The organism is Azohydromonas lata (assembly GCF_034427735.1).
GTDB classification, from domain to species: Bacteria; Pseudomonadota; Gammaproteobacteria; order Burkholderiales; family Burkholderiaceae_C; genus Azohydromonas; species Azohydromonas lata.
The window spans coordinates 17081-29815 of sequence record NZ_JAXOJX010000076.1; the positions used below are offsets into that span (position 1 = coordinate 17081).

Sequence of the window (12735 nt, forward strand, 5' to 3'; positions counted from 1 at the left end):
TTGCTGCTCACTGAGACGCAAATGTCATTTATGAAATTTTGTGTAAACGGCGGGATAACGTGTGGCGTGACTGTCAAAGCCGCACAGTTGTTGGCCTAGGCCGGACTGGGTTCCCGTTCACTGCGGGCGTTGACCCTGGGCAACATGACCACGGCGCCCTCGTCCGCGGGCACGGCGGCGGGCGCGCCGGCTGCGACGGATTGCACGGCGGCGGCCTCCTGCGCATCCGAGATGCCTGTCTGGGGCAGGGGCAGCCACAAGGTGACCTGCGTGCCCTGCCCCGGCTGGCTTTGCAGCTCCAGCGAACCACCCAGGAGCTCGACGATTTCCTTGACGATGCTCATGCCCAAGCCCGTGCCGGGGATGTTGCCGGAGGCATCGGCCCGATAGAAACGCTCGCTCACGCGCGCCAACTGCTCGGCCGTCATGCCCATGCCCTGGTCGCCCACGACCAGGCCCACGCGCTGCTCGGCGGCGCCGGCCACGCCCGCCGGCTCGCACCGCACGCTGACGTGCACGTCGCCGCCCTGCGGCGAGTACTTGTAGGCGTTGGACAGCACGTTGCCCAGCGCTTGCGACAGCTTGCCGCGGTCCACGCGCACGGGCAGGGGCAGCGCCGGCAGATCGAGCACGGGCGCGGCGCGCTGCTGCGGCGGCTGGAAGTCGTGGATGACCGTACGCGCGAGCTCGCACAGGTCCAGGCGCTCGATGTCGAAGTCCTTGCCGCGCCGGGCCTCGATGCGCGCCAGGTCCAGCAGCTCGTTGACGATGGAGATCATCAAGCCGGCCTGCCGATGCAGGGTCTGCAGCACGTCCTGCTGGCGCGCGGGCGACAGCGGCCTGCGCATCATCAGCTCCACGAAGCCGAAGATGTTGGCCATGGGCGTGCGCAGCTCATGAGCGGCCGTGGAGAGGAACTCGCTCTTCATCTGGTCCACCTCCGTCTCGTGCGTCACGTCGCGCAGGTGCAGCACCTGCGCGATGCTGCCGTTGCCGCTGCGCAGCGTGACTTCCAGCGTGCGCCGGGTGGGCCGCTCCAGGTCCAGCAGCAGGCGGCGGCGCCCGCCGTCCAGGGACTCGGCTTCGGCGCGGCGCAGGGTGTCGAAGTCCGGCACGGCATGCGCGCCGGCCGGGCAGCGCTGCGCCAGCAGCGCCGTGATGCAGGCCTCGTCCTGGCCGAGCACCTGTTCGGCATCCAGGCCCGTGAGCCGGACGAAGGCCGGGCTGACGAAGTTGATGCGGCGGTCGCGGTCGAAGGAGACGAAGCCGTCCGGGCTGAGCGTGAAGATGGCCTTGAGCTGCTCGCCGCGCTCCTGCAGCCGCTGCACGAGCCCGGAGATCATGCGCGAGATGGCCTCTATGTCCTCGCCGCTGGCGTGCTCGCGCACGTGGGGCTGGGTCATGAGCCCTTCGAGCACGCCGCGCAGCGCCGTGAGCGCGGCCTGGCGGGAGCGAAGCTGCTCCTGCAGCCGCAAGTCCAGCGCGTGCTGCTCGGACACGTCGCGGCAGGCCAGCACATGGCCATAGAGCGCGCCGTCCGGCCCGGTGATGGACGACAGCGTGGTGTCCATCACGCGCTGCCCGCCGTCCGCGGCCATCACCTCGCCACGGCGGCCGCGCCAGGGCGCGTAGGACGCCTGGCCCGCAAAGATGCCCGGCAGCAGCTCATGCGCCGCCCGGCCCAGCACGCTGCTCTCGGCCAGCGCCAGCGCCTTGCAGGCCGCCGGGTTGGCCAGGACGACGCACCCCTGCGCATCCAGCGTGAACACGCTGTCGGCAATGGCGTCCAGCGTGACCGCGGCCTGCTCGCGCTGCATCTGCATGTTGGCCGCGGCGCGGTTGATCACCTCGAAGGTGCGCTGCAGCTCGATGGGCGCGTCCTTGGCCAGCCCGGCGCGCGACTTCATGACGCCCAGCCGCATGTCGGCTTCGAAGGACTCGATGTGCTCCAGGTTGCCCAGCCAGCCCTTGAGCGCCATCCTGAACGCCACCAGCCCGCCGCCCAGCGCCAATGCGGCCAGGGCCAGCGCGGCCAGGGCCTCGTACCAAAGCTCGGCGGCGATGTGCTCGGCCGCGAAGCTCACGCGCAGCACGCCGTAGTCGCGGCCGCCCACGACGATGGGCCGGTTCACGTTGTAGAGCGCGGAATCGATGTAGGAGCGCAGCGCCGCGGGCGCACGGGCGTCGAGGGCGTCGCTGCGCACCGCCTTGATGGTGCCGCCCGTGATGTCGATGAAGGTGGCGTGCGCGAAGTCTGAATACAGCAGCACCCGCTCCAGCGTGTGCCGTATGGTGTCGTAGTCGCCGATGACGGCGCTGTCGGCGATGGTGGGCATGATCACGCCCACCAGCGACTCGCCGCGCAACTGCTTGTCTTCGATATCCACCAGGACTTCGTAGCGGAAAAACAGCCACAGGCCACCCGCGACGAACAGCCCAAGCGCGATGGCGTACAGGCCGAACACGCGGCCAGCCAGCGACCGGGGCAACCACCACCGCAGCAGCTTCACCGAGCAGACCTCTTGCCGGCGCTCAGCGCAATTGGGCCGGAGCCGCCCGGTAGAAGTCGCGATACGGCGCGTACTCGCTGCCGTCGGACGGGATGAAGCGCACGACCTCGGTCAAGCCGGCCAGGCGCGAGGACTGCTCAAGAATGGCGCGGCCCTTGGGGTCGGCATGCATGCCCAGGAAAGCCTTGGCCACGGCCTTGGCATCACGGTCGGGCACGCGGTCCGAGTGCATGAGCGCCAGGTCGTGCAGCGGCGGGGAGGACCACAGCACGCGGAACTTCTTGTTCTCGCGCCGCGCGTAGCCCTCCACCAACTGGGAGTTCACGCCGGCCGCCGCGGCCTTGCCGCTGAAGAGCTGGACGAAGGCGCCATCGGTGTTGCCGGCGAACACGACGTTCACATCCACCTTGCGCGCGAGCAGTTGCGCATAGGTGAACTTGTAGGAAACCGTGGCCTCGGGGCCGGGGAAGCACACGTCCTTGCCGGCGAGCTGCGACAAGTCGGTGATGGGCGAGTCCTCCGCCACCACGATCTGTCCATGCACGGGCGGCGTCTGGCGCCGGCCGAAAACCTTCCAGCCCAGCTTTTCCCGCTCGGGACTGAAAAGATGGTTGGTGAAGACGAAGTCGACTTCCTTGGCCAGCACAAAGCTGGTGGTGTCCGCGGAAGTGCGCCCAATCTTGAGCTGGAGCTTGACGCCGCTCTTCTCGGACACGTAGGCCATGACCGGGTTCCAGTACTCGGCCGTCACGTTGATGCCGTACTGGTTGACCGGGGAGAACATGTAGGTTTGCGCCCCCGCGGCGGGGAGGTAGGCCGCGAACGCGCAGGTGAGGAAAGTGCCGGCAAGACGGGAGCGCAAAAAGCCCATGGATCTGTGAAAGGTTCGGTGGTTTACAGGTCGGGCAGCAGCCGCTGCACCGTTTCGATGAGGCGTTGCGGGCTGAAGGGCTTGACCATGTAGGCATCGGCTCCCGCGGCCATGCCTTCCTGGATGTCCGTCGCCTGGGCGCGGGCCGACAGCAGCACGACGCGGGTGCCCTGCAGCACGGGCATGTCGCGCAGCCGCCGGCACACCTGCAAGCCATTGAGCTCGCCGGGCATCATCACGTCCAGCAGCACCAGGTCGGGCTTGACCTCCTCGGCCTTCTCCAGCGCGGCGGTGCCGTTGCTGGCCTCGTGCAGCTCAAGCCGATCTTCGAACTCGTCCAGGGACCAGCGAAGCAGCTTGCGCAGGTCCGCCTGGTCATCAACGATCAGTACTTGTTTCATGGTGGGAGGGGTTACGGCCCTTGATGCGTCAAGCCGCGCGGTCTTCGCTGCGTGCCACGGCTTCCTTCTCCGCCTTGATCTCGAGAATGCGCGGCAGGATGCCCTCGAACAGCTTGACCAGGCGCGGCTCCAGGTGCGTGCCGGCGGCGCAATTCAGCGTGGCGATGGCCGCATCCACGGGCCAAGCCTGCCGGTACGGGCGGTTCATAGTGAGGGCGTCGAAGACGTCGGCCACCGCCACGATGCGCGCGGCCTCCGGGATGGCCGTGCCGGACAGCCGGTCGGGGTAGCCGGAGCCGTCCCACTTCTCGTGGTGATGCAGCGCGACGGCCGCGGCCATCTTGAACACCGGCGCGTCATGGCAGATGAGCATGTCGTGGCCGAGGCGGCAGTGGGTCTTCATGGTTTCCCACTCATCGGCATCCAGCTTCAGCGGTTTGAGCACGATGGAGTCAGGCACTCCCAATTCGCCAATGTCGTGCAGCGCAGCGGCCAGCTCCAGCAGCCTGATCTGCGCGTTGTCCCAACCGGCGGCTTCGGCCAGCGCGGCCGCGTAGGCGGCCATGCGCTGCGGATGCCGGCCCGCGCGGTCGTCACGGAAATGGCTGGCCTTGCCCAGCATCAGCAGCGCCTCGCGGTAGGCCGCCTCCGTGCGGGCATGCTGGTGCAGCGCCACCTGCTTGCGAACGCAAGCCAGCAGCTCGGCCGGCACCATGGGCTTGAACAGGCAGCCGTGGACCTCACGGAACGCTCCGGCCTCGTCGCCCACGCTGTTCCTGGCCGCGACGAACACCACGGGAATCACCGATGTCTCCGGGTCCGCCTTGATCTCGCGGGCTACGGCAAAGCCGTCCATGTCCGGCAAATCCAGATCCAACAACACCAGCGCCGGCTTGTGCTTGCGCACGGCCGCCATGACGCTGCGGCCACTCCAGGCAAATGCAAGACGGTGCTCGGGGCCCAGCACCTGAGCCGTGAAAGCCAGGTCGTCCGGGTTGCTGTCAACGATGAGTATGGTTTGACCAGTCATGCTGATCCTTCAAATCGGAACTCCAGAACTTGCGACCAAATTCCTGGAACAAATGGCTTGCGCTCATCGGTTCCGCCATCTCCATTCAATTCCCTAAAGGGTCTAGCCCGATATATCAATTCTGGAGTGGAAAAAATGAATTTGTATCGCGACGCTGGACCACACTCTCCGTCAGCCGATCGCAGGCTGTGTTAGCGGACTGTTAATTACCGCAACACGCCTTGAAACAGATCAATTCAACAATAGGCCTTCACAAGCCCGTCTGGCCAGCGCGAGGGCCGCGCCCATGTCCTGGCGCACTTTGGGGTCCAGGCGCATGTAGATGGTGCCGTGCACGAAGTTGACGAAGCGCATGAAGTCGCCCGCCAGGGAGGCCGACGCGTCGTCCGCGCCGGTGCCCGCGGCCATGTCGTGCGGTGCAAACTGGTGGCCGGCCAAATTCCTGAACCCCGCGACAAGCTCAGGGTTACCGGCCGCACTGCACAGGCAGGCCAGAAATACAGGATCCAGCAGCGCCGATTGAAGTGCCGCAGGCTCAGAATAAACAACTGCAGTCATAAAGCAGCCAAGCTGCGGCGAAAAATACAGGGCATGCCGACACATACGTTGTGTCAAATTTCCTGCCAGTATATTGACGCCAATTACTTCGGCACTCAAAAACCCAATTTTCAGATTTTCGGCGTCCCCATAATGATGTTGGTTGCCGAAATGTGAACTTGCTGACGTGGCCCGGGCGCGGCAAACGGGCCCCGGCGCCCCGCCAGCGTGCCCCAGGGACGGTCTGGCAAAGGGTTTCCCCCAAGATCTGTGGATAAGCCTGTGAACAAGCGTTTGAGAACGGCGCCAAGCCCCTGTCCCCCCTGGGCATGGGTTAGCGTGCTCAAACAATGGGCAGCAGGCCTGTTGCGCGCACCGTATCGGTGCCTTTCAGGCCGATGCGCGCGGATCGCACCGGCCCACCAGGCTCATTCCAGGCTGATGTTCTTGCGCTGCGCCAGCTCGCCGTAAATCCGCGACTTGGCCGCCGCTTGGCGGCCGATTTCCTCCGGCGACCAATTCAACGTTTCAAAGGCGAAGGTATTGAAGCGGGACTGCACGTCGGCGTCGGCCACGGCCTTGGCCACGTCGGCGTGGATTTTGTCGCGCACGGCGGCGGGCAATCCGCGCGGCGCCACCAGCACGACGAAGGAATTCACGTCCAGCGCCGGGCCGCCGGCCTCGGCCATGGTCGGCACCTCCGGCATTTGCGCCAGGCGCTTGGGCGCGGCCACCGCCAGGTAGCGGATCTTGCCGGCCTTGAAAGCGCCCTGGCTGGACGGGATGGAGCCGAAGCTCCACGACACGTCGCCCGCGCCCACCGACGTGAAGAGCTGCGACACCTCGCGGTAAGGCACGTGCTGCATCTCCGTGCCGGTGCGCATCTGCAACTCCTCGCCGCCCAAGTGGCCCGGGCTGCCCACGCCCCAGGAGCCATAGGTCACCTTGCCCGGCTCGGCCTTGGCGGCGGCCACCACGTCGGCCACGGTCTTCCACTTGGAATCGGCGGCCACGGCCAGCATGAAAGGCGTGCGGAACAGGATGGCCACGGGCTCGAAGGTCTTGAGCGTCTCGAAGCCGCGCGATTTGTAGAGATGCGGCAGGGCGGCCAGGTGCTCGCTGTCCAGTTGCAGCAGCGTGTAGCCGTCGGCCGGCTTGCCCTTGACCGCGTCGATGGCGATGAAGCCGCCGCCGCCCGGCCGGTTTTCCACCAGCACGCGCTGGTTCCAGGCCTTGCCCAGCTTCTCGCCCACGATGCGCAGCACCGCGTCCGGTCCGCTGCCCGGCGCAAAGGCGGTGAAGATGGTCACCGGCTTGGCGGGATACCCGGCGGGCTGGGCCTGCACCGCGCCGCTGCCCAAAACAGCGGCAACGGCGGCCAGCGCTAGAACATGGCGTCGCGTGGACGAGTGGGCAATGGACTGCATGCTGTGTGTCTCCAGAATTCAGAAATGCGGCTGGCGGGAATCCACCCATGCCGTTTTTGTCCGCACGCCTATCATCAGCATGCTTAATTTCAGCATAGGTCAATTCTTGACCTGGATCATTGCGGGTTTACGCCCATCGATGTCATGACCACCGACCTGCCGACCACCTCCCTGCCCTCGCTGGACGACCTGCCCGGCCACTACATCCGCCGCCTGCAGCAGATCGCCGTGGCGCTGTTCATGGACGAGCTCAAGGACTGGAACCTCACCCCCGTGCAGTACGCGGCGCTCAATGCCGCGGCGCGCATGCCCGACATCGAGCAGGGCGCGCTGGCGCGCGCCATCGGCTTCGACACCTCCACCACCGGCGGGGTGGTGGACCGCCTGGAGCGCCAGGGCCTGATCGTGCGCAAGCAGTCGCCGCAGGACCGCCGCGTGCGCCTGCTGGCCACCACGGCTGCCGGCCGTGCGCTGCTGGACGAGGTGCAGCCCGGCGTGGCCCAGGTGCAGGAGCGCATCCTGGCCCCGCTGCCCGCGGAGGAACGGCCGCTGTTCCTGCGCATGCTGCGCACGCTGGTGGAAGCCAACAACGAGCTCAGCCGCGCGCCGCGCGAAATGCCGGACGGACGTTGAGGGCCGTCCAGGCGCTGCGCCGCTGAACGCGGCCAAGCGCCCACGCCGGTCTCGCCGCACCCCGCCAGCCCCTCAGGGTTTGCCCGCATTTGATCTTGGTTAATCAAATCTACACTAATCTTCAGTGTGCTGACTTTCAGCGTTCTTGAGCAGGAGACAAGCATGGGCACGACGAACACGGACCTTCCCATCCTGGTGGCCGGCGGCGGCATCGGCGGGCTGGCGGCGGCGCTGGCGCTGGTGCGCCGCGGCTTCAAGGTGAAGGTGATGGAGCAGGCGCCGGAGATGGGCGAAATCGGCGCGGGCATCCAGTTGGGCCCCAATGCGTTTCACGCCTTCGACGCGCTGGGCATTGGCGAGAAGGCGCGCAGCCGCGCCGTCTACACCGACTACATGGTCATGCACGACGCCCTGGACGAGTACCAGGTCGGCCTCATCCCCACGGGCGAGGCCTTCAGAAAGCGCTTCGGCAACCCCTACGCCGTGATCCACAGGGCGGACGTGCACCTGTCGCTGCTGGAAGGCGCGCAGGCCAGCGGCCGGGTGGAGTGCCTCACCTCCACGCGCATCGAGCACGTGGAGCAGGACGAGGCGGGCGTCACCGCCGTGGACCAGAACGGCGTGCGCCACCGCGGCATCGCGCTCATCGGTGGCGACGGCGTGAAGTCGGTGGTGCGCCAGCAGTTCGTGGGCGATGCGGCGCGCGTCACCGGCCACGTGGTCTACCGCGCCGTCGTGGACAAGAAGGATTTCCCGGCCGACCTGCAGTGGAACGCCGCCAGCATCTGGGTCGGCCCCAACTGCCACCTGGTGCACTACCCGCTGCGCGGCGGCGAGCAATACAACGTGGTCGTCACCTTCCACAGCCGCGAGCAGGAGGAGTGGGGCGTGCGCGAAGGCAGCAAGGAGGAGGTGCAGAGCTACTTCCAGGGCATCTGCCCGAAGGCGCGGCAGCTCATCGACCTGCCCAAGAGCTGGAAGCGCTGGGCCACCGCCGACCGCGAGCCCATAGGCCAGTGGACCTACGGCCGCGTCACGCTGCTGGGCGACGCTGCACACCCCACCACGCAGTACATGGCCCAGGGCGCCTGCATGGCCATGGAAGATGCCGTGACGCTGGGCGAGGCGCTGCGCGTGCACGGCAACGACATCGCCAAGGCTTTCGACTTCTACCAGCGCTCCCGCGTGGCGCGCACGGCGCGCATCGTCCTGTCGTCGCGCGAGATGGGGCGCATCTACCACGCCAAGGGCGTGGAGCGCCTGGTGCGCAACGATCTCTGGCGCGGCCGCACGCCGGAGCGCTTCTACGACGCCATGGAATGGCTGTACGGCTGGAACGTGGACAACTGCCTGGCCCCGCAGTGAGCCGCAACGACACGAGCACCGCGCACGCCACAAGCACCACAAGCCCCACAAGGACGACCCCGCCATGAACGAACTCGGCCGCCTCGAAGACCTGCCCCCGGATTACGTGCAGGCGCTGCGGGCGCAGAACCTGGTGCCGCTGTGGCCCAGCCTGCGCGCCGTGCTGCCCCCGGGCAAGCCCAGGCCCAACACCCGGCCCACGCACTGGCCCTACCAGGCGCTGCGCCCGCTGCTGCTGCAGGCCGGCGAGCTCACGCCCATGGAGAAGGCCGAGCGCCGCGTGCTGGTGCTGGCCAACCCCGGCCACGGGCTGGAGAAGATGCAGGCCAGCGCCGCCATGTACCTCGGCATGCAGTTGCTGCTGCCGGGCGAATGGGCGCCGTCGCACCGCCACACGCCCAACGCGGTGCGCATGGTCGTCGAAGGCGAAGGCGCCTGGACCAACGTGGACGGCGAGAAGTGCCCCATGCAGCGCGGCGACCTGATCCTCACCCCCACCGGCCTGTGGCACGACCACGGCCACGACGGCACCGAGCCCGTGGTGTGGCTGGACGTGCTGGATCTGCCGCTGGTCCATTACATGGAGGCGTCCTACCACGTGGACGGCCCGCGCCAGAGCGTGAAACCCGGCCACGGCGAGCGCGCCTGGCTGCGCGGCGGCGTGGTGCCCATGCCGGTGTTCCAGCGCTCGGCCCAGGCCTACCCCCTGCTGCGCTACCCCTGGACCGAGACGCGCGCTGCGCTGCAGTCCCTGGCCGCCGACCAGCCGGAGCTCCAAGCCGTGCAGGTGGGCTACGTGAATCCCGAGACCGGCGCCGCCGCGCAGAACATCCTGGGCTTCTACGCCCTCATGCTGCGCCCCGGGCAGACGCTGCGGCTGCCCGTGCGCTCGCCGGCCTGCGTGTTCCACCTCATCGAAGGCGCGGCCCAGGCCCGCATCGAAGGCGAAAGCTTCACCCTCGCCGAAGCCGACACCTGCTGCGCCCCGGGCTACAGCGAAGTGAGCCTGGCGAACACCTCGGCCAGCGCGCCGGCCTTCATCTTCATCGCCGACGAGACGCCGCTGCACCAGAAGCTGGGCGTGTTCGAGAACCGGGACTGAGCCGCCTCCCACGCCACCCACCTCGCAAGCTCCCACACACGAAAGACCGCCATGAACGACACCCAAACCGCCCAATACCTCTGGACCCCGCCCGCCACGCCCTCGCTGCCCGTGCGCGGCCAGGGCGAGCGCCTGCCGGTGAACCGCCTGTTCTTCGTCGGCCGCAACTACCACGCGCATGCCGTCGAGATGGGCCGCCCGGTGGACAAGTCGGTGGAGCGCCCCTTCTACTTCACCAAGGCGCCGCAGACGCTGGTGGCGTCCGGCGCCACCACGCCCTACCCCAGCGAAACGAAGAACTACCACTTCGAAATGGAGCTGGTCGTCGCCATCGGCAAGCCGGGCTTCCGCGTGAAGGCGGAAGATGCGCACGACATCATCTACGGCTACGCCTGCGGCCTGGACATGACGCGGCGCGACCTGCAGCTCGTCGCGCGCGACAAGGGCCGCCCCTGGGACCTGGGCAAGGACGTGGAGTTCTCCTCCGTCTGCAGCGAGGTCGTGCCCATGCCGGGCGTGGTGATCGAGCAAGGCGAGATCGCGCTGGCGGTCAACGGCCAGACCCAGCAGCAATCCGACGTCAACAAGCTCATCTGGAACATCCGCGAGCTCATCGCCGACCTCTCCCTCTTCTATCACCTGCAGCCCGGCGACCTGATCTACACGGGCACGCCCGAGGGCGTGGGCGCGGTGGTGCCGGGCGACCGCATCACGGGGCACGTGCAGGGCGTGGGCGAAGTGGCGCTCAACGTCGGCCCGGCCGAGTGACGCGCAGCGCACGACCATGAAGCTCTACGGCTTTTTTCGCAGCGGCACCTCGCACCGGCTGCGCATCGCGCTCAACCTGAAAGGGCTGGCGGTGGAGCAGGTGCCGGTGGACCTGCGCACCGAGGCACACACGCAGCCGGCCTTCAAGGCGCTCAACCCGCAGGGGCTGGTGCCGGCGCTGCAGCAGGACGACGGCAGCGTGCTCATCCAGTCGCCGGCCATCATCGAGTGGCTGGAGGAGACGCACCCCGAGCCGCCGCTGCTGCCGCGCGATGCGCCAAGCCGCGCCCGCGTGCGCGCGCTGGCGGCCATCGTGGGCTGCGACGTGCACCCCATCAACAACCGCCGCATCCTGGAGGCGCTGCGCCACACCTTCGGCGCCGACGAGGCCGCCATCAACGCCTGGTGCGCGACCTGGATCACGGCCGGCTTCGATGCGATCGAAGCCCTGCTGGCGGCCGACCCGGCGCGCGGCGACTTCTGCTTCGGCCACGCGCCCACGCTGGCCGACGTCTACCTGGTGCCCCAGGTGGAAAGCGCCCGCCGCTTCAAGGTGGATCTCACGCCCTATCCGCTGATACGCGCCGTGGACGCCGCCTGCGGCGAGCTCGACGCTTTCCAGCGCGCCGCGCCCGCGGCGCAGCCGGACGCGGGCTGACGCCCCCGCCGCGGCCCGCGCGCCGCGGCGGCCTTCACACGCCCATCACCGAGCAAGGCCCCATGCCGCGTCCGCTTGCAGGACGCGGCGGGCGCAGCCCTGCGCGGGCGCTTTTCAAACCGCTTTCCTTTCAACTGCGAGGAGCCTCCCATGCCCCGCGACATTCAACAGGCGCTGGACCAGGGCGCCATGAGCCGCTTCCAGTGCATCGCCGTGGCGATCTGCGTCCTGCTCAACGCGCTGGACGGCTTTGACGTGCTGGTGATGGCCTTCACGGCCGCCAGCGTCTCGGCCGAATGGCATCTCAACGGCGCGCAGTTGGGCGTGCTGTTCAGCGCGGGCCTGTTCGGCATGGCCGCGGGCTCGCTGCTGCTGGCGCCGCTGGCCGACCGCTGGGGGCGGCAGCCCGTCATCCTGCTGTGCCTGGTGCTGGTGAGCGGCGGCATGCTGCTGTCGGCCCTCACGCGCAGCACGCTGGAGCTGGGCGCGGCGCGCGCCCTCACCGGGCTGGGCATAGGCGGCATGCTGGCCAGCGTCACCGTCATCACGGGCGAGTTCACCTCGGCCAAGTGGCGCAACACCTGCATCGCGTTGCAGTCCGCCGGCTACCCCTTGGGCGCCACCGTGGGCGGCAGCATCGCCGCGTGGCTGCTGGCGCATGACGGCTGGCGCTCGGTGTTCGTGTTCGGCGGCGTGGTCACGGCGGCCATGATTCCCGTGGTGCTGTGGCGGCTGCCGGAGTCGCTGGACTTCCTCATCGCCAGGCGCCCGGCCGGCGCGCTGCAGCGGCTGAACCGGCTGCTGCAGCGCATGGGCCAGGCGCCACTGGCGGCACTGCCCGCGGCGCGCGCGGCCCAGGGCGGCGGCGGCAAGCTCACGGCGCTGTTCACCGGCGGCATGGCGCGCTCCACGCTGGCGCTGTGGGCCGCCTTCTTCCTGCTGATGTTCAGCTTCTATTTCGCGCTGAGCTGGACGCCCAAGCTGCTGGTGGCCGCGGGGCTGTCGGCGCAGCAGGGCATCACCGGCGGCGTGCTGCTCAACGTGGGCGGCATGCTGGGGGGCAGCCTCTTCGGCGCGCTGGCGATGCGGCTGCCGCTGCGCGGGCTCATCGCCGGCAGCATGGCCCTGGGCGCGGCCAGCATGGTGGCCTTCGGGGCCGTCACCGGCGCGCTGGCGCTGGCCTTCGCGGCGGCGTTCGGCATAGGCATCTTCGTGTTCGCCTCCATGGCCGGGCTGTATGCGGCGGCGCCCGCGGTGTACCCGGCGGCGGTGCGCACCACGGCGCTGGGCTACGCCATCGCGGTGGGCCGCTTGGGCGCCATCCTGGCACCGCTGATGGCCGGCATGCTGCTGGACGGCGGCTGGACGGCTTCCAGCCTGTACTACGCCTTCGCGCTGCCGCTGCTGGGCGCCATGGCCGCCGTGCTGGCCCT

Annotated in this window: 12 protein-coding genes; 6 read left to right on the top strand and 6 right to left on the bottom strand. The window is 68.5% G+C overall.

Features of this window, described 5'->3' with window-relative positions; genetic code table 11:
• Window positions 1–95: 95 nt before the first annotated feature.
• From SM757_RS29050 to SM757_RS29075, 6 genes are all read right to left on the bottom strand, one after another.
• Window positions 96–2510: a PAS domain-containing sensor histidine kinase gene (locus tag SM757_RS29050; RefSeq protein WP_322468036.1), complete on the bottom strand. Its 2415-nt coding sequence runs from the start codon at window positions 2508–2510 to the stop codon at window positions 96–98.
• A 22-nt stretch (window positions 2511–2532) separates the two neighbouring features.
• The gene (locus tag SM757_RS29055; protein ID WP_066338558.1) at window positions 2533–3381 is read right to left on the bottom strand and encodes a phosphate/phosphite/phosphonate ABC transporter substrate-binding protein; all 849 of its coding nucleotides are present in this window, start codon (window positions 3379–3381) and stop codon (window positions 2533–2535) included.
• A gap of 23 nt (window positions 3382–3404) precedes the next feature.
• Window positions 3405–3782 carry a response regulator transcription factor gene (locus SM757_RS29060; RefSeq protein ID WP_066338556.1) on the bottom strand — a complete coding sequence of 126 codons (378 nt, stop codon included), beginning with the start codon at window positions 3780–3782 and terminating at the stop codon, window positions 3405–3407.
• A 28-nt stretch (window positions 3783–3810) separates the two neighbouring features.
• Window positions 3811–4812 carry a response regulator gene (locus SM757_RS29065; protein ID WP_066338555.1) on the bottom strand — a complete coding sequence of 334 codons (1002 nt, stop codon included), beginning with the start codon at window positions 4810–4812 and terminating at the stop codon, window positions 3811–3813.
• A 231-nt stretch (window positions 4813–5043) separates the two neighbouring features.
• Window positions 5044–5469 (bottom strand): hypothetical protein, encoded by a 426-nt coding sequence (locus SM757_RS29070; protein WP_322468037.1) that lies wholly within the window; start codon window positions 5467–5469, stop codon window positions 5044–5046.
• A gap of 308 nt (window positions 5470–5777) precedes the next feature.
• On the bottom strand, window positions 5778–6776 hold the full coding sequence (locus tag SM757_RS29075) for a Bug family tripartite tricarboxylate transporter substrate binding protein (protein WP_066338552.1): 999 nt from the start codon (window positions 6774–6776) through the stop codon (window positions 5778–5780).
• Between the two features lie 144 nt (window positions 6777–6920).
• Here SM757_RS29075 and SM757_RS29080 point away from each other — a divergent pair, with 144 nt between their 5' ends.
• The 6 genes from SM757_RS29080 to SM757_RS29105 form a co-directional block, all read left to right on the top strand.
• Complete coding sequence (locus SM757_RS29080; RefSeq protein WP_066338549.1) at window positions 6921–7409, top strand: MarR family winged helix-turn-helix transcriptional regulator; 489 nt, start codon at window positions 6921–6923, stop codon at window positions 7407–7409.
• 162 nt (window positions 7410–7571) lie between these two features.
• Complete coding sequence (locus SM757_RS29085) at window positions 7572–8774, top strand: 3-hydroxybenzoate 6-monooxygenase (protein WP_322468038.1); 1203 nt, start codon at window positions 7572–7574, stop codon at window positions 8772–8774.
• A 64-nt stretch (window positions 8775–8838) separates the two neighbouring features.
• The gene (locus SM757_RS29090; protein ID WP_322468039.1) at window positions 8839–9876 is read left to right on the top strand and encodes a cupin domain-containing protein; all 1038 of its coding nucleotides are present in this window, start codon (window positions 8839–8841) and stop codon (window positions 9874–9876) included.
• Window positions 9877–9927: 51 nt separating this feature from the next.
• The gene (locus SM757_RS29095; protein ID WP_066338535.1) at window positions 9928–10644 is read left to right on the top strand and encodes a fumarylacetoacetate hydrolase family protein; all 717 of its coding nucleotides are present in this window, start codon (window positions 9928–9930) and stop codon (window positions 10642–10644) included.
• Window positions 10645–10660: 16 nt separating this feature from the next.
• A complete protein-coding gene (gene maiA, locus SM757_RS29100; protein ID WP_066338533.1) occupies window positions 10661–11302 on the top strand; it encodes a maleylacetoacetate isomerase in 642 nt (213 codons plus the stop codon).
• A gap of 150 nt (window positions 11303–11452) precedes the next feature.
• Window positions 11453–12735 (top strand): MFS transporter (locus SM757_RS29105; protein ID WP_322468040.1); only part of this gene is annotated, 1283 nt, incomplete at its 3' end.

Bases quoted from the DNA above. Each gene is read 5' to 3' on its own strand.
- SM757_RS29080 (WP_066338549.1), top strand. From the start codon at position 6,921: ATGACCACCGACCTGCCGACCACCTCCCTGCCCTCGCTGGACGACCTG.
- SM757_RS29075 (WP_066338552.1), bottom strand. From the start codon at position 6,776: ATGCAGTCCATTGCCCACTCGTCCACGCGACGCCATGTTCTAGCGCTG.
- SM757_RS29085 (WP_322468038.1), top strand. From the start codon at position 7,572: ATGGGCACGACGAACACGGACCTTCCCATCCTGGTGGCCGGCGGCGGC.
- maiA (WP_066338533.1), top strand. From the start codon at position 10,661: ATGAAGCTCTACGGCTTTTTTCGCAGCGGCACCTCGCACCGGCTGCGC.
- SM757_RS29060 (WP_066338556.1), bottom strand. From the start codon at position 3,782: ATGAAACAAGTACTGATCGTTGATGACCAGGCGGACCTGCGCAAGCTG.
- SM757_RS29090 (WP_322468039.1), top strand. From the start codon at position 8,839: ATGAACGAACTCGGCCGCCTCGAAGACCTGCCCCCGGATTACGTGCAG.
- SM757_RS29065 (WP_066338555.1), bottom strand. From the start codon at position 4,812: ATGACTGGTCAAACCATACTCATCGTTGACAGCAACCCGGACGACCTG.
- SM757_RS29095 (WP_066338535.1), top strand. From the start codon at position 9,928: ATGAACGACACCCAAACCGCCCAATACCTCTGGACCCCGCCCGCCACG.
- SM757_RS29055 (WP_066338558.1), bottom strand. From the start codon at position 3,381: ATGGGCTTTTTGCGCTCCCGTCTTGCCGGCACTTTCCTCACCTGCGCG.